Origin of the sequence: Pontibaca salina (genome assembly GCF_016307205.1) — a bacterium.
Taxonomy (GTDB): Bacteria; Pseudomonadota; Alphaproteobacteria; order Rhodobacterales; family Rhodobacteraceae; genus Pontibaca; species Pontibaca salina.
On sequence record NZ_JAEIJD010000001.1, the window covers coordinates 522073 to 542030 of the forward strand.

Consider the following 19958-nt stretch of genomic DNA (forward strand, 5'->3'; position numbering starts at 1 on the left):
CAAGGCGCAGGAACGCCCTGACGATCAGAGCAAAGAGCCTGACACCGGAACGCCCCGTCCGGTTGCAAAGTCATCTGACTGGCAGGTCTCCCGGCTTGCGGATCTCGATCAGGCTTGGCTGATCAGCGGTGCCCCGACCTTCCCAGCCTTTGGCCAGTGGTTCGGGGACCTTTCCGGTCACGGTCGCGGGGGCGGCTGCTTTGCCCCGGGTAATCCCGGGGGTGGCATTCCCTTTTCACCTGTTTACACAGGCACCAGTTCGGTGCCAGATAGGCGCTAATTTTTTGACTTGTCAAGCGAAGGCCGATGAGATGAGCGACGAAACAGCCGCCCGCCACAATGAAAAGATGCGCAAGATCAAGGCCGCGCGGGACCGGATGATGGCCACCAAGACCGAAGAAAAGGGTCTGATCATGGTTCACACCGGCTCGGGCAAGGGCAAATCCTCGTCCGGGTTCGGCATGGTGATGCGCTGCATCGCCCACGGAATGCCGGCGGCGGTGGTGCAATTCATCAAGGGTAACTGGGAAACTGGCGAGCGCATGCTGCTGCGAAACAGATTTGCCGACGAGGTCCGGTTTTTCGTCTCTGGCGAGGGCTTCACATGGGAAACCCAAGATCGCGAACGTGATGTCGCTGCGGCGCAAAATGGTTGGAAAATCGCCCGGGAACAGATTCTGGACCCCGAGATCCAGTTCGTTCTGCTTGACGAAATCAATATCGCCTTGCGTTATGATTATCTGGATATTGACGAGGTGGTCGACTTCCTGCTGACGAAAAAACCCGAGATGACCCATGTCTGTCTGACCGGGCGCAATGCGAAGCCCGAACTGATCGAAGCCGCCGATCTGGTGACCGAGATGAGCTTGATCAAACATCCGTTCAGGGATGGGGTAAAGGCGCAGAAGGGCGTTGAATTCTAGATCACCCTGCACGCCGAAGTGACCGGGCAGCTGCCCGGCGCGGATCAGGGCCGAAAGGCATTGCCTTGCTGCGCAATTTTACTGCGCAGCGACGAAATCAAGCCCGATATCCAGCACCGGCGCGCTGTGAGTGATCCAGCCGAGTGAGACCAGATCAACCCCGGCGGCGGCGATTTCAGCGACCGTATCGGGAGTGATACCCCCCGAGGCTTCGGTCACCGCCCGGCCATCCACCATTGCCACGGCGGCGCGCAGCGTGGCCGGATCCATATTGTCGAGAAGCACCGCATCGGCGCCGTTCGCTAAAGCCTCAGCCAACTGGTTAAGAGTATCGACCTCGATCTCAATCTTGACCATATGCCCCGCCATGGCGCGTGCCCGTTCCAGTGCCGGGCGGATCCCGCCGGCGATGGCAATATGGTTGTCTTTGATCAAAACCGCGTCGGCCAGACTGTGGCGATGGTTCATCCCGCCCCCCGCGCGGACGGCGTATTTTTCCAGCGCGCGCAGGCCCGGCGTAGTTTTGCGCGTGCAGGTGATCGCGGCTCCAGTGCCCCTGACGGCGCGCACCAGATCTGCGGTAACGGTTGCGATGCCCGAAAGGTGCCCGAGGAAATTCAGCGCCGTGCGTTCGGCGGTCAGAAGGCTGCGGGACGGGCCGGAAAAGCTGGCGATGCGCTCGCCCGGCTGCACTGCCGCACCGTCCCGCAGATGACAAGTCACGACGATGTCCGGATCGACCAGTTCGCAGGCCAGTGCCGCACAGTCCAGACCCGCGATCACGCCTTTGCGCCGCGCCACAGCGGTGACGAGCGAACGATGCTCGGCCGGGATCACGGCCGCCGAGGTGATGTCCCCGGCGGTGCCCAAATCTTCCTCCAGCGCGCGGCGCACCACCGGTTCGATCATCGGGCGCGGAAGCGGCAATGGCGCGAAGGCCATGCCCAGCCCGTCTTCCGACAACTCGGCTCTTGGTGCCCGCGTCCGTGTTTCTTCGCCCCGCGTGCGCATCAGATCGCCAGCATCCGCTCGACGGCGCGGCGGGCGTCGTCGGCGATGGCTGGATCGACCGTCACCTCGTGGCGGTTCTGTTCGAGCGCCTCACGGATGTTGCGCAGGCTGATCCGCTTCATATGTGGGCAGAGGTTGCACGGGCGCACAAATTCCACGTCGGGATGATCAAGCGCAACGTTGTCGCTCATCGAGCACTCGGTGAGCAACACCACCCGGGCGGGTTTCTTGGTCCCGACAAACTCTGACATGACGGCAGTGGAGCCCGAAAAATCGGCCTCGGCCACGACTTCGGGCGGACATTCGGGATGCGCAAGGATCGTCACACCGGGCCAAGCTTCGCGCAGGCCGCGCACCTCCTCGGCAGTGAACAGCTCGTGCACCTCGCAATGGCCCTGCCAGGCGATAATCTCGACCTTGGTTTCGCGGGCTATGTTTTTGGCCAGATATTCGTCCGGGATCATCAGAACCTTGGGCACACCAAGTGATTCGACGATCTCCAGTGCGTTGCCAGAGGTGCAGCAGATATCCGAAGCCGCCTTTACCGCCGCCGAGGTGTTCACATAGGTGATAATCGGCACACCGGGATGCGCCTCGCGCAGCAGTGCGACATCGGCGGCTGTGATCGAATCCGCCAGCGAACAGCCCGCATCCATATCGGGAATCAGCACGGTTTTTTCCGGATTGAGCAGCTTCGCGGTCTCGGCCATGAAATGCACACCGGCAAGAACGATTACATCTGCTTCGACCTCTACCGCCTTGCGGGCAAGGGCGAGGCTGTCACCAACGATATCGGCGACCCCGTGATAGATCTCTGGCGTCTGATAGTTATGCGCAAGGATCACTGCGTTTTTCTCGCGCTTGAGTTCGAGAATTGCGGCGATGTCATCCTCGAACAACATCCAGTCGGGCTGCGGAATGACTTTGCTTACGCGGTCATACAGATGCGGCAGGCGAAGGTCGGTCATGGCGTCTCCTTGTACTCAACTTGAGCATATAGGGACGATCACTTATTCTCGTTCTGAGAATATGTCAATGACGGGAAACCGGCAGCCGTGTGCCGGAAAGCGCCTGCGCCTCGAGGATCGCCGGACGATAGCGAAACAGCTTGGCCGGACGGCCGCCGGTCGCAGCCGACACAGCACCGGTTTCCTCGACCAGTTCCTGCTGGTCGATCTGCCTGCGAAAATTCGACTTGTGCAGCCGCAGCCCCGACAGCGCCTCGACTGTGCGCTGCAATTGCAGCAGGGTGAAGCTTTCGGGCATCACTTCGAACACGACCGGGTGATATTTGATCTTCGCGCGCAGCCGGGCAATGCCGGTGGCAAGGATGCGTCTGTGATCGCCGGCCATCGTGCGCCCGAAAAGCGCTTTTGCCGGGCGGGCCGCGCTTTCGGCCAGACCGGCCTCATACATCAACTCGTGGCGCTGCAGGGTCAAATCTTCGTTCCAAGCCATGCCGTTGCAGCCGAACACGTAGTCGATACGCTGGCGGCGCAGCGGATCGCCTTTGGCCCAAGCTGTTAGCCGGGCAACGATTTCGTCCAGCATGTCCGGGCGGCGTTCCCGGTGGTCTTCCCAAGGAAAATACTCGTACCATCCGTGCCATTCAGGCCGCCCCGCCCCCGGTGCAGGCTGTTCGTGGACCAACCCGAGATAGCCAATCGAAATGTGCCGGATGTCGTCGCCTACCTTAGGATCGCGGCCTCGGTCGGCAAATGTATAAAGCTGTTCGAGATAACCTACGGGATGGCCGGTCTGGCTTTCGATCCAGGCGCGCAGTCCGCTTTGCAGGCTGCGATGGCGCGATTCAAACGGGCCGGACGGCAGCGCATTGCCGGCCCGCACCGTCATCACCCGCGGCTCGTCATCCGTGACGGCAACCAGAACGGCGATAAGCTCAGCATGCGCGAGTCCCGATAACAAAGATTACCCTTTCCTGGCAAAGTTTCGCGGATAGAACGCCCAACCCGCTTCGCAAGCTGCGGCTCGTTTTCTGATGGGATTTGGGCGCGCATACAACGACAGTGATGCGTGCCAAAGATACGGTGTTTATCAAAGGAGACAAGCGCCCTCTGGGCGGCGCCCGTGAGGCGCTATAACAGTCCCCGGAGCAAGCCATGACTCGCGGGCGAACTAGCCGCGATCTGGCCACCGCACAACAGCCCGCCACCCGAGTTCACGACAACCGGCCACGCGTCGCGCCGTTTTACTGTTGGTGCTTCTGCGCCCCATCCTGCATCAGTTCATGCTGTTTTTGATAAAACCGATTTTCGGCACGGATGATCGCACGATCGAACGTTATTTCCGAGCGCTTGATCTTGCTTTCGATAGGCATCACGGGCTCACCGATAGACACGGCAATCTGGAAAAGATCATTGTCCCGGTTCGTGAAAGTCATGCCCATAAGGCCGCTGCGAACGCTTTCCTCGACCAGCGAAGGATCCAGATCTGTTATATCTGAAATACACAAAAGTACGCCATTCCCGGTATAGGCCATTAATCGCCCATCTAATGTGCTCTGAACCACCCCGGCAACTTCCCGCAGAATGCGCTCAAACATTTTTGATCTGGTGATGGCATGGATATTTTCGATGTGATCAATCTTGACAGCAGTTACGTGAACTTTGCTCAGCTGCTCTCGTGAAAGTTGGGCCACATAATTGCTCGCAGCAGCAAGCTCAATGAGACTGGCATTGCCATCAATCCTGATCTTATCAGGCAAGGCGAAGGGGCGATGATGCCCGACATCGGCGCGATGACCCGCTGTTTCTGCCATGGCAGAGCTCCGCCGCTGAGCGGTTATCGATTCCTCGGCAAACTTGAGGCGATCAGTTAGCTCCGTTATGTCAAATGGCTTGGTCGTATAGTCCGTGGCCCCGGCCTGAAAGGCGCGGTCCATGTATTTTATGTCACGCATCGCAGTGAGCATAATAACTGGAGTATCCCGGTACGTCGGTATTTGCCGGACACGCGCACAAAGCTCAATGCCGTCAATCTCGGGCATATTGATATCAAAAAGCAGACAATCGAAAACGGTGTTCTTGCTGGTCAACGCCTCCAGCGCAAGTTTCCCGTTAGCGACTGTAGTCAGGTCTGAATAGCCGCCCGTGGCAGCAATCATGGGTATCAACTCCAGCACGGAGGGATCATCGTCAACGGCGAGTATCCTGAAGGGCGGAGCAGATTCGCCGCTTTCGACCACCCGAGGAGCAGGCCGCTCATGTCTCTCCAGATCCTCGCCCTCCGAGGCAGGGGGCGAAAGTGGGGCGATTACCTCTACTTCGGCATCCAGAACATCTTTATTGGACGGTGCCTCTGGCTCCGATTCGAGCGCGCCAATCGCGAAGCGCACCAGTGGTACCGTGATCATCCCGATAGCCCCAACCAAGCTGTAAAGGGCTAACGCCGACCAGATGCTTGCCCCCGATACGAGCGCTGAAACTAAGGCCAAGAGGCCCGTCAAGATTCCAATAACGATGTATCCGATAATCATCTATACAGCTCCTACGGACACTTGTTTTAGTGTAAAGCCTAGAAGGCGAACTCACACAAGGCCGATCAACCAGCAGCCGCATATTTTAATTATACACGTAGAGAACGAGAAACAGATATACAAGTATCTTGATCAAGCCCCGGCGCGCTTGCTGCCAGATGATCGTCACTGGTTGTGAAAATAGCGCGCTTCGCGCTATAGATAGCTCTGCTTCAGCCCGCAGCGAGCGGATGACAAGGATCAAGATTGATGCCGGAAAAACTGAGCGCTCTCTGGGAAAGGTCCGTGGGTTTGCTGACCGCACGTCTGTCGCTGAGCAGTGCCATGGCTCCAGAGCGCAACCCCGCTGTGTTGATGCGTCAGATCCATGATTATACAGCAGTCACCAAACGTCTCTTAATGCAGAGATTAACCATCTATTCAGCCGCGCTTATACTTGCTGCCTTCTATTATAGTGTGGCTGTGGCTATTGCTTCTGGTGTATTGGTTATCATCTCGGAAATCTTTGACTACGTTGTCGCAGATAAAATCATTGCTATAGGCGAGGACCGCAGCGAGAACATTTCTTGGTATCTCGCACTTATCCATATCGGCGTCTTTTTAAACGCTGGTGTTATCATATTCTACACCGTATCGATCGCGCTTATCCAAGGACCGACCACGCATTTCTTGCCGTTATTCTTTCTTTTTGCGGCGGCACTGTTTGCCGCAATGAATAGCCACCAGATTGTATCAGTTTTGATGGTACGATTGTCTTTATATGGCTCGATATTCTTGAGCATCCCGATCTGGGATATTTATATCACGTCCGCCCCTTTGACATCTGATCTGTGGGCGCAGCTTTTTACGAGCATCTTCGTCTTGTACTTCATCATTGATTGCTCTGTTGTTTACTTTCGTTTGTATCAAAAGAACCTTTTGCAGATGGAGATTTTACGGCGCGACAATGAGAGAACCAGAGCGGTCTCTGAAACCAAGACACAGTTCCTTGCGACGGTAAGTCATGAGTTGCGCACGCCCCTGACCTCAATCAAAGGATCATTGGACCTTGCAAACTCAGGGGCTCTTGGAGAGCTTCCCGAGGGTTTCTCACGTTTACTTGAGATTGCACAGAGCAATGCTAATCGTCTGAATGTATTGATTGATGACCTTCTGGACCAACAGAGTATGGAAGCGGGCCAGATGAAGTATGATTTCAAACCGGTTCAGCTATCAAACTTCATCCACAGGGTCCTTTCAGTTAACCGACCATTCGCCGGGAAGTTCGATATTAAATTGCACTATACTCCTGTCGACGACGACATTTTTGTAAAAGCCGACCCCGAACGCTTGGAGCAGGTTCTTTCAAATATATTGTCGAACGCAATCAAGTTTTCCGAGGCAGGTAGCGAAATTCAGGTGTCTGTCGATGTAGGCCCTGAACGAGTGCGAATGAAGGTGAAGGACTCCGGAGTGGGGTTGTCTGACCTGGATCACGATCTCGTTTTCGACCGGTTTAGCCAAGTAGACTCTTCGGATCGCCGCAAGGTGGGGGGAACCGGCTTGGGTATGGACATCTCGCGGCGCATCGTTGAAGCGCACGGGGGAACGATCGACTATTACGCCAATAACGAACGGGGCACCACATTTTTTGTCGACTTAGCCCGACTTGACCATCAAGCATAGCGGCGCAACCACCACGCCAACGGCATCGGTACACTCTAGACCCATTGATTTTGCTCTGACCATCTGAACTGCTGCTCCAAAAGAGGAGATGAGTGATTTCTCTGGTTAACTTTCACATCCTGGCAGGTGGTAGGGATTCTTCTTCCTGACCACCTCTTCCCGGCGGCTCATTCCCTCGACAAGAGCAGCGTGACGAACGCGCCCATACAAATGCACCTTCTCTCAATTCCGCCTTCAACCAAAAGGAAGCGATTAACAGGACAGATCAATCGACTCGTCTGCGACAAGCCAATCGCGCCGCTCACGGGGTGCAATGTTTCACCGGCACTCTCACTGGTCCGTCTCAGCCTGTGTCACTCGTTATCGTGGGCAATAAGCGAATCCTTCGGTACCTCGGCGCGCTGCTGCATGCCGTAGTCGCGGACAACCTGCGCCACTCTAATCCTATAATCGTGAAAAACCTCTGATCGGCCCATTGCTTGCGCCATGCGATGTTTGTCTCGCCGCCGCCACTCGGCGACTGCTTCCTCATCTCGCCAGAAAGACATAGACAAGATCCGATTAGGATCGGATAAGCTCTGGAAGCGCTCGACTGAGATAAAGCCATCTATGTCGTCGAGTAGCGGTCGCAAATCAGCGGCTATCTCAAGATAAGAATCATACTGCCCGGCAATCGGTTCTACTTCAAAAATAACCGCAATCACTTTAGCCTCCCCCTTACTTCCCTCGAAATGCTGAGCAATTCCCCTTTTATCGGAGATGTGCTTGGCGTAAATGAAGTTACTCGTTGCACCTTCTGATCAAGTTGCTTGATATCACTTTCGCCCCAGCAGTCCACCGCGTCTCAGACCCGAAGCGAAAAGAGTCAGTTTCCCGGTGTAACGCTAGAAAATGTGTTGGGGCATGGGCCGCTAACTGCACGCGGCTTGTCCACGCCGAACACCTCGCGGTTTGGAAAGATGAGAATTGCGGCCCGTTAACGACGCCATGATCTGCCGGCCCTCTGGGCCGCCACCAGCTTTCAGCTATATCCGCCGACGGACAATGCGGTGCCATTGCGACGCCTATACCGCGACATCCGCCTTGATCGCGGCGTGAGGCGCGTATCCTTCCACCTCAAAGTCTTTAATCCGATAATCGTCAATACTTGCCGCATGGCGGAGAAGTTTCATCCGAGGAAACGGACCCGGTTCTCTTGCGAGCTGTTCGCGCGCTTGATCTAGGTGATTGAGGTATAGGTGGACGTCCCCACCGACCCAAACCAGTTCTCCGGGCCGCAATCCGGCCTGCTGGGCAAGCATTAGCTGGAGGGCTGTGGCGCCGACGAAATTAAATGCGGCGCCGAGCAGCAGATCAACCGAACGTTGGAATAACAAGCAGTTAAGGCGCCCGTCAGACGTCACGTGATATTGGTACACCATGTGACACGGCGGCAATGCCATCGTTCCAAGTTCGGCGACATTCCAACCGTGGAAGAGCATCCGGCGGCTCGTAGGGTTCTCGCGCAGCGTTTGCACCAAGTCGCCAATTTGATCGTGCTCGCGGCCGTCAGCGCCAAGCCAGCGCCGCCACTGCTTGCCATAAACCGGGCCAAGTTCACCCCAACGGGTGGCGAAAGCGTCATCCTCGACAATCCGCTTTTCGAACTTCTCCTGCGATATGGCCTCGCCGGTCTCGCGGCGGTAAGCCGCAAGCGGCCAGTCGGACCAGATCCGAACATTCTCGCGGAGCAGCGGCTGGATGTTTGTGCCACCGGTCAGGAACCAAAGCATCTCCCTCACCGCCGTCTTCCAGTAGACACGCTTTGTCGTCAGGATTGGTGCGCTGCCGTCTGAGAGATCGAAGCGTAGCATGGCGCCGAATATGGAACGTGTCCCCACTCCCGTCCGATCAAGCCGCTCGTCTCCGTGATCAAGGACTTGCGCAAGCAGGTCAAGGTACTGGTGTTCTGGATGGCGCATGTTCGTGGCTCCCGCTGCACGGATCGTAGAGAGTTAGACCCTACGAAAACTAATGGGGTACTTCCAGAGCCGCTATCCATCAGAGCCGCTATCCATCAGAGCCGCTATCCATTGATAATAGCCTGTTGCACGCCCCAAGCATGGGTCGCCATGCGGACCTAAAGCCCAGGCATCCGTATGGGTTGATAGAAAAGACAGAGGCGAGCATACTCGATTATGGACCAAACGGACCAAGAGGGGAACGTTCCTACCTCCGACACTGTTCGGTATATTTGCCGTGTCGGGCAGTGTTTCCTACCTCGCTCAGGAGCCACCTCATCCATGAGACCCAAGTAAAACCTTCGGGCACCTGTCATAGCGGACTTCACCAATTCGAGAGGCGCTCGCGGATATGCACAACAAATCATCCACCAATATTGATGGCTTTGAAACGGCCTCGCCCAGCGAAGACGCGAAGAAAACAGTCGCCAGCAAGCGTTTTAAGGTTCTTGTCATCGCCGAGGCCGCTAATCCTGAACTGGTAAGTGTTCCGCTGATCGGATGGTCGATCGCCAAAGCGTTGCGTGCCATTGCGGATGTGCATGTCGTCACCCAAACGCGCAATCGGGATGCCATGCTACGGGCAGGATGGATTGAAGACAAAGATTTTACCGCTATCAACTCTGAATCCGTTGCCCGCCCACTCTGGCGCATCGGCGAAGTTCTGAGCATGGGCGAAGGTAAGGGCTGGACAACCAAACAGGCGATTGGCGCAATCTCCTATGCTTGGTTCGAACGGCTTGTTTGGCGGCGGTTCGGGGCACGCATAAAGGCTGGTGAATGGGATATCGTGCATCGAGTCACCCCGCTGACACCGACGCAGTCAAGCTTTATCGCGCCGCGCTGCAACAGCGCCGGCGTGCCTTTTGTCCTAGGACCCTTGAATGGCGGAGTGCCGTGGCCGGCGGGTTTTGGCGCCGAGCGACGGCGCGAACGCGAATTTTTGTCCTATATACGAGGAGCTTATAAAATCCTTCCTGGGCGGGCGGTCACACTGAGCGCTGCTGCCGCAATACTTGTCGGCTCGCGTTACACCATGAGTGAAATCCCGAAAAAGCATCATGATCGCACGATCTATCTGCCTGAAAATGCGATTGACCCGGATCGCTTCAATGCCCGCGCATCACCCGGCACCGCGGGCTTGCCGTTGAAAGCCTGCTTTGTTGGACGCATGGTACCTTATAAAGGCCCGGACATGCTGATTGAAGCCGCAGCCCCGCTGCTGCGCGACGGGCGCATGGTTCTTGAGATGATTGGCGATGGACCAATGATGGAGGACCTGAAAACAACCGTGCTGCGCGAGAACGTGGCTTCGGCGGTTCACTTTCACGGCTGGTTGGCACATCGCGAGGTACAGGATGTGATGGTCGGCTGTGACCTTCTAACCTTTCCATCAATCCGCGAATTCGGTGGCGGTGTCGTGCTCGAAGCAATGGCTTTGGGTGTCCCACCGCTCGTCTTGGATTATGCTGGGCCTGGTGAGCTCGTCACTTCGGACTGGGGATATAAACTCCCCCTTGGCACGCGTGCTGAAATTGTCTCTAAATTGCGGACCGCACTGGAAAAACAGGTCACAGATGTAACCGACTTGCAGCGCACGGGAGATGCCGCTCATGCACGCGTTGCTGCGGCGTTCACCTGGTCAGCAAAAGCAAAGCAAATAGAACAAGTTTATGAATGGGTGCTGGATAGATCCGGACCGCCACCGCTGCTGTTGTAGAGCGACACCCCCAAGTGTCATGCAGGCCCGCGGCGCACACGGGACGGACAGTCCAGCCGCGCCCGACCTTGCCACGCGGCAGCGGGTGCCCTGGGGCCGCGCCACGTGGCGCTCCGCTGCCACTGAGGCATCGTGAAATTCCGGCAATCAACGACGGCTGCTTGCAACCGCAGTTGCATGCAGCATAATCAATCACGCAATCCGATCAAATTACTTCCAAAGCTCAATTCGCCCTGAAGCCTCATTTTATCGAACGACGGCCAATAAAACCTATGCCCAGATCAATCAATTTATCCTCCTACCTGGACCCCAGCTATACTGAGCCAGCGATCGCGTTCTGCCTCCTTATCGTCATCGCAATCATTGCTAATTTCGGCGTAAAGCGGCTTCTCCTGAAGGGGGTTGAGCGGCTGGTCCAGAACACCTCTTTTGGCCAGGATCAAGAGCTGCGCCGTCATGCGGTGATCAAGCGGGCGGCAAATGTCATACCGCTCATTGTGATCTCGGCCGGTGTCAAAGCGATCCCCGGAGTTCCCCCGAGCGTGGCTTCCGCAATCAATATCGTGACGCAGGCCGCGATCATTCTGAGTGTCGCGCTGGTTTTCGTCGCAGTGGCTTCGATTGTGGATGTGATTTATCACCGCCGAGAAGATCGGCGGCAATCCTCGCTCAAGGGCTATTTCCAGCTCGGTAAAATCATCATCTACGCCATTGCGGCAATCCTGATCGTGGCAGTTCTGACCGGCCGCTCCCCAACCATCTTGCTATCGTCGCTCGGTGCGATGGCCGCAGTTCTGATGTTGGTCTTTCAGGACACGATCCTCAGCTTCGTTGCCGCGTTGCAGATTTCGTCCAACGATGTGGTCCGTCAAGGAGACTGGATCTCGATGCCCTCGGTTGGTGCCGATGGGGACGTGATCGAAATCGGGCTGCACATGGTCAAGGTCCGTAATTTTGACAAAACAATCACCTCAATCCCCACCCGCAAGCTTGCGACCGAAAGCTTTGCCAACTGGCGCGGGATGCAAGAGTCGGGTGGTCGCCGGATCAAACGCTCGATCCATATTGACCAACACTCCATACGCTTCCTGGATGAGGATGATCTGAAGAATTTTGCGCAGATGGCCCTGCTGCGTGATTATATCGCGAAGAAAGCCACGGAAATCGAGAACTGGAACGAATCGCTTGGTGCAGAAGCGGACAACCCCGCCAATACCCGCCGGCAAACCAATATCGGCTTGCTGCGCGCCTATCTTAAGCTTTACCTGAAGTCCCATCCGGGTATCCATCAGCACATGACGCTAATGGTCCGTCAGATGGAGTCGGGTCCAACAGGGGTTCCGCTGGAAATTTACTGCTTCACCAATACGACCGCATGGGCAGCGTACGAAGGCATTCAGTCGGATATCTTCGATCACATTCTGGCAACCCTACCTGAATTCGATCTGGCAGTGTTCCAACAATTGGCTGGCACCGATATCCGCGGGGCCAGACGGAAGGCGCTAAAGCTAGCCGCATAAGCGGCTAGGCCGCGGCCGTCATAGATTCAAACGAGATGTGATTTCTTGCACAGAACATAGTAAATTACCCCACCCAGTGCTGCGCCAATGATCCAAGCGTAACCGGCAAGTGCGCTGAGGAATGGAACCCAGACTGTAGCAACCGAAAACACTGCGGCGATAGCAAAGGCAACCAGCCCATTGTCGTTCCATCCATTGCCAAAGTGATAGACCCCGCCGTCCATATTGTAGAGATCAGCAGGATTCAGCTTTTGTCTCCGCAAGGCATAGTAATCAGCGATCATGATTCCATAAAGCGGGGCAAGCGTTGCGCCAAGCGTATTGACAAAGCCGCTGATGCCGAACTGGCTGATGAAACTCGTCCACAAGCCGCCGATCACCAGCGCAAAGCCCGATGTAATCAACCCGGCTTTTCGAAAGCCGATCCTTGATGGCGCAAGATTGGCGATGCCGTTTACGGCGGGAATAAAGTTCGCAACAAGGTTGATACCAACTGTCGCTGCGAAGAAGGTTATGGCCGCAATGATGCCAAGGATCACACTGTCGGTACGCTCGACGATATCCGTCGGATTGATGATCTTTTCACCATAGACGACCGCAGCACCCGCAGTCGTGAGCAAGGCCAGCGCCGAGAACAAGATCATGTTAAGAGGCAACCCGGCGAGATTTCCCAAGGTCATCGCCCTTTTGTCTTTTGCATATCTTGAGAAGTCACTGAAATTGATCATAACAGCGGCGAAATAGGCCACCATGGTTCCAATGATTGCAATGAAGCCATTAAACTCGGTGCGCCAAGTGGCATCGGGGTTGACAAAGATCGTCTGTGCCCGCGACAGCATTTGGCCATCCGATTTGAACCAAAGGACGATCACCAGCCCAATCATAATGGCGTAAACAAATGGACCCGCAATATTCAGAAAGGTCTCGACCCAACCCATACCGCGCCAAAATATCACGATATGGAAAGCCCAAACCATAACGAACGCTGCCCAGTCAATAGCGTTGAGGCCAAGGAACTCGGCGCCCCCGGAAATGCCGGTTAAGGAGCGGACCAAAAGCTCAATGGCAGTCGACGCAAAGTAGACCTGCACACCGTACCAAAAGACTGCAACTATGGCGCGCAAGACGGACGGTAGTTTCGCACCGGCTGTTCCCATACTGGCCCGCGCAAACACCGGATAGGGTATGCCATAACGTTCTCCTGCGGCCCCGGAGAGATTGACCAAAAACATGACGAGAAACGCGGCTGAAATAAGCGCCGCGAAGGCGGTCCAGCCACTGACCCCGAAAGATATGAAAAGCGACGCGACCAGTGAATACCCGAAGAGCGATTGAATATCGTTTGCCCAGACGTTGAAGATCGCGAACCAGCCCCACGACTTCTCTTCTTGGGTTACCGGATTCAAGGTGCCGTGGTCGCCACCTAACTCCGCTTGCTCCACAATTGCTTCTTGCATCCGCTTCCTCCCAGTCTGAGACTTTCAGGTTAGTCTGCTCAATTCATTATCGCATGTTTATCGTTTCAGGTCGTGCCTCGTCTTAAGTAACCCTTGTCAATCTGGACCATTCATCCGAAGCCGCTGACCCTGTGTTGCAATTGCTTCCCCCACCACACGGCCAGATTTCGGAAGTGGGCATCGGTCACTGGAAGAATGCCACGGAAATATTGCTGTGAATAGAAAAAACCCAAACCAACCCAGTACATCGCAGACAATATCTGCTGGATCTGCACCTCTAATCGATTGCCGAATAAAGATATTTATGAATTGCGGCACTCTTCGTACTGTTAAGCGTCTGTGACTGTGCTGCTTCAGACTGAAGGATGATCCGGTTGGGCAGATAGCGCAACCGGCATGGAACCAAGACGTCGTACCGACACGGAAAAGCCCTACCCTTAAACTACACGGCGTCCCTGATGCCCCCGTGAGGTAGGTCGCCGACGATCATCACATGCAGCCTCTTGAATATTAAGCTGACGGAATATATTAATCTCACGCAACAAGGCCAGCCCGCTTGACGTTGGCCATTATCACGGAGTCGAAAGATGGAAACTGCATTCACACCTTGGCTGTCGCTCGGTGGGGGCCTGATGATCGGCGCATCGGCGGTGCTGCTGATGGCCACAAATGGCCGCATTGCAGGGATCAGCGGCTTGGCTTCGCGCATCTTCGCCCGCGACAGCGACAGCGAGGCACGCGGCGTCTCGGCCATGTTCGTGCTGGGCCTGCTATTGGCCGCGCCACTTTGGTTTCTGGCATCGGATGGCTGGCCGCAGCAATGGGTGCCAGCAAGCCCGATCCTGATGGCGGTTGCCGGTCTGCTTGTCGGTTTCGGCGCCGTTTTCGGTAGTGGCTGCACGTCCGGCCACGGGGTGTGCGGCATTTCTCGCGGCTCGGTCCGCTCGATTGTCGCAACGCTTGTCTTCATGGCCACCGCTTTTCTGACCGTCCTTGTCACCCGTCACCTGATTTGAGGCCTGATCGATGAAACAGATATTCGCTTTGCTTTCCGGGCTGATCTTCGGGTTGGGCCTAATTATCTCAGGCATGGCAAACCCTGCGAAAGTCCTGAACTTTCTTGACCTGTTCGGCACATGGGATCCAAGCCTTGCATTTGTGATGGGCGGCGCGATCCTGATCACGTCACCGGGCTTTTTCTGGCTGACCCGGACCCGCAGCCGACCGCTATTCGCCACCGCTTTCCGCATGCCCCAGAAACGCGATCTGGAACCGAAACTCATCGTCGGGGCTGGCGTATTTGGCATTGGCTGGGGGCTTGGCGGTTTCTGCCCCGGCCCGGCGCTCACCGCGCTCCCGATCGGGGCCGCCGGAACTCTGATCTTTGTTCCCTGTATGCTCGCGGGTATGTGGGCCGCCCGCCAGTTTTCCGGCAGGCCATCGTTGTTGAAAGCAGGTACCGAATGAGCGCGCCGCTAAAATCTCCCGTCGTCCGCCACTCGCCCTCCACCGGGGCGGGCAGCCCCGATGTCTGGGGCATCTATGAGCCAGACACCGGGTCGATCCAGTATATCTGTGCCGACCCAGCCACAAATAAGGCCGCGCTGATCGATGTGGTCTGGAACTTCGATCATCGGAACTATCGCTTCTCGACCGAAAGCATGGACCAGGTGCTCGACCTGGTGCGCGAAAACGGGCTGGAGGTGGAGTGGGTGCTGGACACACACCCGCACGCGGACCACCTCACTGCCTCGGCGCTGCTGAAAGAGCGCACCGGCGCCCGCAACGCAATGGGCGCGCTGGTATCCGAGATCGCGAAAATCTGGGCCGATCTTTACAACCTGCCGGACGCCTTTGATCCGCAGCGCGACTTTGATCGGCTCTTCGAGGAGGGCGAAACCTTCAAGATTGGCGAACTCGATGTAAAGATCATGCTTTCACCCGGTCACACGCTTGGCTCGATCACCTATGTCTGCGGCGACGCAGCCTTCGTGCATGACACGCTGATGCAGCCGGATATCGGCACTTCGCGCTCGGATTTCCCGGGCGGCAACACAACCGAGCTCTGGAATTCAATTCAGGACATCCTGACGCTACCCGGCGACACCCGGCTGTTTGTCGGCCACGACTATGGTGGGCCCGAACGCGATGAACCGCAGTGGGAAGCGACAGTCGCTGAGCACAGGGCGAATAACAGACACGTAAAGGATGGCACGCTCAAGGCGGAATTTATCAAGCGCCGCCAAGAACGCGACGCGACCTTGCCGCTGCCCAGCCGTATGCTTGCCGCGCTCCAAATCAACCTGCGGGGCGGACGTCTGCCACCGGCCGAGCGCGACGGCCACCATTACCTAAAGGTACCTGTTAACCGCTTCGACTGAGCCTTGGGCGGGCGGCCTAACGCGCCAGCCTGTCCTACGCCAAGTTCTGGACTCGATGTCATGACGCTGTCGCGCTATCTCCCGATCCTCGAGTGGGGACGCCGTTACAATCGCTCGACCTTTACCGGCGACGCGATCGCGGCCGTGATCGTCACGATCATGCTGATCCCACAATCGCTGGCTTATGCGCTGCTCGCCGGTTTGCCGCCCGAGGCCGGGATTTACGCCTCGATCGCGCCAATCATTCTCTACGCGATCTTCGGCACCTCCCGCACGCTGGCGATCGGGCCAGTGGCCATTGTGTCGCTGATGACGGCAGCAGCCGTGGGTGATGTCGCCAAAGCGGGCACTGCGGGCTATGTTACGGCGGCGCTGACGCTAACGTTCCTGTCGGGCGCGATGCTGTTGGCGGTGGGGCTGTTTCGCTTGGGCTTTCTGGCGAACTTCCTGTCGCATCCGGTGGTCACAGGCTTCATCACAGCATCGGGCATCCTGATTGCCGCAAGCCAGCTGAGACATATTCTTGGCATTGAAGCAGGGGGCCAAACACTGATCGAGGTCATCGCCAATCTCTGGGCGCAGTTGGGCGAAATCAATTTCATAACCGTGGCACTTGGCGGTTCGACGACAATATTCCTGTTCTGGGTACGTGACGGGCTGGAGCCATTGTTGCGACGCCTCGGTCTCGGGCGGCGTATGGCCGATATCGGCGCCAAAACCGGCCCTGTTCTGGCAATCATCGCCACCACGTTGGTGGTCTGGGCCTTCGATCTGGGTGAACGCGGCGTCGCCATCGTGGGAGAGATTCCGCAAAGCCTGCCGCCGCTCACGCTGCCATCCTTCTCACCGGATTTGGTCTCGCAATTGGCGGTGCCTGCATTGCTGATCTCGATTATCGGCTTTGTGGAATCGATCTCGGTCGCCCAGACACTGGCTGCCAAGAAGCGCCAACGCATCGACCCGGACCAAGAGCTGATCGGCCTTGGTGCCGCGAACCTTGGCGCCGCCTTCACTGGTGGTTTCCCAGTGTCGGGTGGGTTTTCGCGCTCGGTTGTTAACCACGACGCCGGTGCCGAGACCCCCGCCGCAGGGGCCTTCACCGCACTTGGCCTCGCTCTGGCCGCGCTGTTCCTGACGCCGCTGATCCACTACCTGCCGAAGGCAACCTTGGCGGCCACCATCATCGTCGCGGTGCTGAGCCTCGTGGACCTGTCGATCCTGAAACGTGCCTGGACCTTCAGCCGCGCCGATTTTGCCGCTGTCTCGGTCACGATCCTGTTAACGTTGCTGGCCGGGGTTGAGGTCGGGGTAACAGCTGGCGTCCTGACATCGATCCTTGTGCATCTCTACAAGACATCGCGCCCGCATATTGCTGTTGTCGGTCGGGTGCCGGGAACCGAGCATTTCCGTAACGTGCTGCGCCACAACGTAGAGACGCAGCCGCATATATTGTCGCTGCGGGTCGACGAGAGCCTGTACTTCCCCAACGCCCGCTATCTCGAAGACCAGTTGGCTGCATTCGTGGCGGACAAGCCGGAACTAACGGATGTGGTGCTGATGTTTCCCGCGGTCAACGAGGTCGATCTCTCTGCACTGGAATCGCTTGAAGCGATCAACACACGTCTGCGCGAGGCCAGGATTCGACTGCATTTGAGCGAGGTAAAAGGTCCGGTCATGGATCGCCTCAAGCGCAGCGATCTACTGGCAGCGCTGACCGGAGAAATCTTCCTCAGCCAACATGAGGCAGCGCAAAAGCTCAGCGAGCGGCAAGGTCCGGCCCCTGCAAAACCACCGCTGGGATAAAAGCTAACTGTCACAGGCCACGACCTCTCTGGCGGGTAGATATGCCAACCTGAGCAAGCGAACCGATGCACTGAAGACAAGCAATATGCAGCGCTCGGCCGTACAGGTAATGTATTATAATTACAGAGAATTAACCGATCTCCCTGAATCAAATTTGCAGCTAATACTGCCCCTGTTTGAAGGGAGATTCGAGCTTTTCAGCCACAGGATTTGAAGTTGGCAGCAATAACGGGTAAGGTGCGCAATCGTTTATAAAGTCCGGATGTCGCGTGAACGACGCATCGGTAGAGCTTGGGCATCGCCCTGCTCCCGTGCGCCCATAATGGGCTAAGACGACACCGAGTTGAAATAGGAAAGTTAATATGACCCCCATCTTGGAATATAATGACAATGGCGCCTTTGTATACGTTAACGGCGACTGCGTCAGCGAATTCGGATGGTATCGTGATGGTAGTTGCATTTGGCGAACTGTTGGAAGGGCGCCGTTCACTCGAAATATCATTGTAAGTAACGCTGGTATCGCAGACCGAATCTCTTCGAAAAACGGGCTCGCAAATGCGGTAAAATATGTTGCAAAGCTGTCCCGTGTCTCCTCGGGCAACATACGAGCTTGCTGATCTCGCATTCCTCAATCGTGGAATTTCGACTGCGTCTAAGTGATCGGTATTTCTAGAGAGAGACAGATGTAAAAGCAGTGGTCGGGCGGCGCAAATCAGCTCCGCCCGATCAAACATATAAAAACGATAAAAGGGAGTAAACCATGAGAAAACTTGCTGTTTTGGCCGCTGTCGGCACATTCGCCCTGCCCGCGACCGCATTGGCCGACTGTGGTGACGTCTCGATCACCGAGATGACATTTTCCTCTGCGATCATCACCACGGAAATTGCATCGTTCATCATGGAGCACGGGTATGGTTGCACCGTGACCCGTGTGCCCTCAGACACAATTCCGGCATTGACATCACTGGCCGAGAACAACGAACCGAACATCGTCACGGAATTATGGGTTAATTCGGCGGGCAGCGCCTATGATAAACTGAAGGCCGATGGCGTAATCGAAGATTTGGTCAAAGTTCTCGAACCCGGCGGCATCGAAGCCTGGTGGATCCCCACCTATCTTGCCAAAGAGCATCCGGAGCTAACGACGATTCAGGGCATTTTAGAGCACCCCGAATTGATCGGAAATCGGTTTAACAACTGTCCGGATGGTGGCTGGATGTGCGGCATTATCAATCGAAATATCGCGCGAGCCTATGGCCTTGAGGAAGCCGGAATCGAGATTTTCGACCATGGTTCGGGCGACACGCTGGCGGCGTCCCTTGCAGCCGCCTACGAAGAGCAAGAGCCGTGGTTCGGATATTATTGGGAGCCAACAGAGATCATGGGGCGCTTCGATATGACCATGGTTGATATCGGCCCTGTGGACGAAGCAGTACATGAGGCCAATCTTGATCCCGACGTGGCCGATCCCAAACCAAGCGCCTACCCACCCAGCCTTGTCTATACAGTGGCGACAAGTGCCTTCATCGAACGCGAACCCGAAGTCGCCGAAATGGTGAGCAAGATCAGCTTTCCAACCGATCAGATGAGTGCGCTTCTGGCGTGGAAGGCCGACAACAACGCCACGACCGAAGAAACCGCGGTGCACTTTCTTCTGACCAACAAGGACATCTGGACAGCTTGGCTGAATGATCACGCGCGTGCACGGTTGGCGTCGCTGCTGAACTGATCGCGGCGACAAGAAGGAGAGTCCGAGCCGGGGAACCGGCTTGGCCTTCACCCGGAAAGCAACCATGAGCGGCCTGGCCTCACAGCATCAACATCACGACTGCCGAGTATCCCGACTGATCAAGCCCGGATTTGGGTCCATTTACGTCGATCTCGCACTGACCTGCCACGGGATTTTTCCTCCATCTGGAATTAGAGTCTGGCCCAACGAAGGGACGGACAATGAAGCGATCAAGATACACAGAAGAACAGAT

16 protein-coding genes and 1 riboswitch are annotated in these 19958 nt (G+C 56.4%); of the genes, 9 read left to right on the plus strand and 7 right to left on the minus strand.

The annotated features are described in order from the left end of the window. Window positions 1–63: 63 nt before the first annotated feature. A riboswitch (cobalamin riboswitch) is annotated at window positions 64–274 on the minus strand. A 37-nt stretch (window positions 275–311) separates the two neighbouring features. Beyond that, window positions 312–923, plus strand: a complete 612-nt coding sequence (cobO, locus tag JAO82_RS02620; protein WP_198684765.1) for a cob(I)yrinic acid a,c-diamide adenosyltransferase — start codon at window positions 312–314, stop codon at window positions 921–923. A gap of 78 nt (window positions 924–1001) precedes the next feature. Here the strand turns inward: cobO and nadC are convergent, their stop codons facing one another. From nadC to JAO82_RS02640, 4 genes are all read right to left on the minus strand, one after another. After that, window positions 1002–1934 carry a carboxylating nicotinate-nucleotide diphosphorylase gene (gene nadC / locus JAO82_RS02625; RefSeq protein ID WP_332872466.1) on the minus strand — a complete coding sequence of 311 codons (933 nt, stop codon included), beginning with the start codon at window positions 1932–1934 and terminating at the stop codon, window positions 1002–1004. After that, window positions 1934–2902, minus strand: a complete 969-nt coding sequence (nadA, locus tag JAO82_RS02630) for a quinolinate synthase NadA (RefSeq protein ID WP_198684766.1) — start codon at window positions 2900–2902, stop codon at window positions 1934–1936. The genes nadC and nadA overlap by 1 nt, the downstream gene beginning before the upstream one ends. Window positions 2903–2966: 64 nt before the next feature. Then, on the minus strand, window positions 2967–3860 hold the full coding sequence (locus JAO82_RS02635; RefSeq protein ID WP_198684767.1) for an NUDIX hydrolase: 894 nt from the start codon (window positions 3858–3860) through the stop codon (window positions 2967–2969). A 283-nt stretch (window positions 3861–4143) separates the two neighbouring features. After that, window positions 4144–5430, minus strand: coding sequence for a response regulator (locus JAO82_RS02640; RefSeq protein WP_198684768.1), 1287 nt, complete (start codon window positions 5428–5430; stop codon window positions 4144–4146). Window positions 5431–5679: 249 nt separating this feature from the next. On the opposite strand from JAO82_RS02640, the gene JAO82_RS02645 reads away from it, so the two are divergent. Continuing rightward, window positions 5680–7095: a sensor histidine kinase gene (locus tag JAO82_RS02645; protein ID WP_198684769.1), complete on the plus strand. Its 1416-nt coding sequence runs from the start codon at window positions 5680–5682 to the stop codon at window positions 7093–7095. A 353-nt stretch (window positions 7096–7448) separates the two neighbouring features. Here the strand turns inward: JAO82_RS02645 and JAO82_RS02650 are convergent, their stop codons facing one another. Further along, on the minus strand, window positions 7449–7799 hold the full coding sequence (locus JAO82_RS02650) for an antibiotic biosynthesis monooxygenase family protein (protein WP_198684770.1): 351 nt from the start codon (window positions 7797–7799) through the stop codon (window positions 7449–7451). A 360-nt stretch (window positions 7800–8159) separates the two neighbouring features. Further along, on the minus strand, window positions 8160–9056 hold the full coding sequence (locus JAO82_RS02655; RefSeq protein WP_198684771.1) for a thymidylate synthase: 897 nt from the start codon (window positions 9054–9056) through the stop codon (window positions 8160–8162). Window positions 9057–9447: 391 nt separating this feature from the next. On the opposite strand from JAO82_RS02655, the gene JAO82_RS02660 reads away from it, so the two are divergent. Continuing rightward, on the plus strand, window positions 9448–10815 hold the full coding sequence (locus JAO82_RS02660) for a glycosyltransferase family 4 protein (RefSeq protein ID WP_198684772.1): 1368 nt from the start codon (window positions 9448–9450) through the stop codon (window positions 10813–10815). Between the two features lie 272 nt (window positions 10816–11087). After that, entirely contained in the window at window positions 11088–12335 is a 1248-nt protein-coding gene (locus JAO82_RS02665) for a mechanosensitive ion channel family protein (protein WP_198684773.1), read from the plus strand. Between the two features lie 26 nt (window positions 12336–12361). Here the strand turns inward: JAO82_RS02665 and JAO82_RS02670 are convergent, their stop codons facing one another. Next, window positions 12362–13792, minus strand: a complete 1431-nt coding sequence (locus JAO82_RS02670) for an NCS1 family nucleobase:cation symporter-1 (protein WP_198684774.1) — start codon at window positions 13790–13792, stop codon at window positions 12362–12364. A 587-nt stretch (window positions 13793–14379) separates the two neighbouring features. Here JAO82_RS02670 and JAO82_RS02675 point away from each other — a divergent pair. From JAO82_RS02675 to JAO82_RS02695, 5 genes are all read left to right on the plus strand, one after another. After that, the gene (locus tag JAO82_RS02675) at window positions 14380–14808 is read left to right on the plus strand and encodes a YeeE/YedE family protein (RefSeq protein ID WP_198684775.1); all 429 of its coding nucleotides are present in this window, start codon (window positions 14380–14382) and stop codon (window positions 14806–14808) included. 10 nt (window positions 14809–14818) lie between these two features. Continuing rightward, on the plus strand, window positions 14819–15259 hold the full coding sequence (locus JAO82_RS02680; RefSeq protein WP_198684776.1) for a DUF6691 family protein: 441 nt from the start codon (window positions 14819–14821) through the stop codon (window positions 15257–15259). Next, window positions 15256–16173 (plus strand): MBL fold metallo-hydrolase, encoded by a 918-nt coding sequence (locus JAO82_RS02685; RefSeq protein ID WP_198684777.1) that lies wholly within the window; start codon window positions 15256–15258, stop codon window positions 16171–16173. The genes JAO82_RS02680 and JAO82_RS02685 overlap by 4 nt, the downstream gene beginning before the upstream one ends. Window positions 16174–16233: 60 nt before the next feature. Then, window positions 16234–17976 (plus strand): SulP family inorganic anion transporter, encoded by a 1743-nt coding sequence (locus JAO82_RS02690; protein ID WP_198684778.1) that lies wholly within the window; start codon window positions 16234–16236, stop codon window positions 17974–17976. 760 nt (window positions 17977–18736) lie between these two features. Continuing rightward, window positions 18737–19705, plus strand: coding sequence for an ABC transporter substrate-binding protein (locus JAO82_RS02695; RefSeq protein WP_198684779.1), 969 nt, complete (start codon window positions 18737–18739; stop codon window positions 19703–19705). The last annotated feature ends 253 nt before the right edge of the window (window positions 19706–19958 follow it).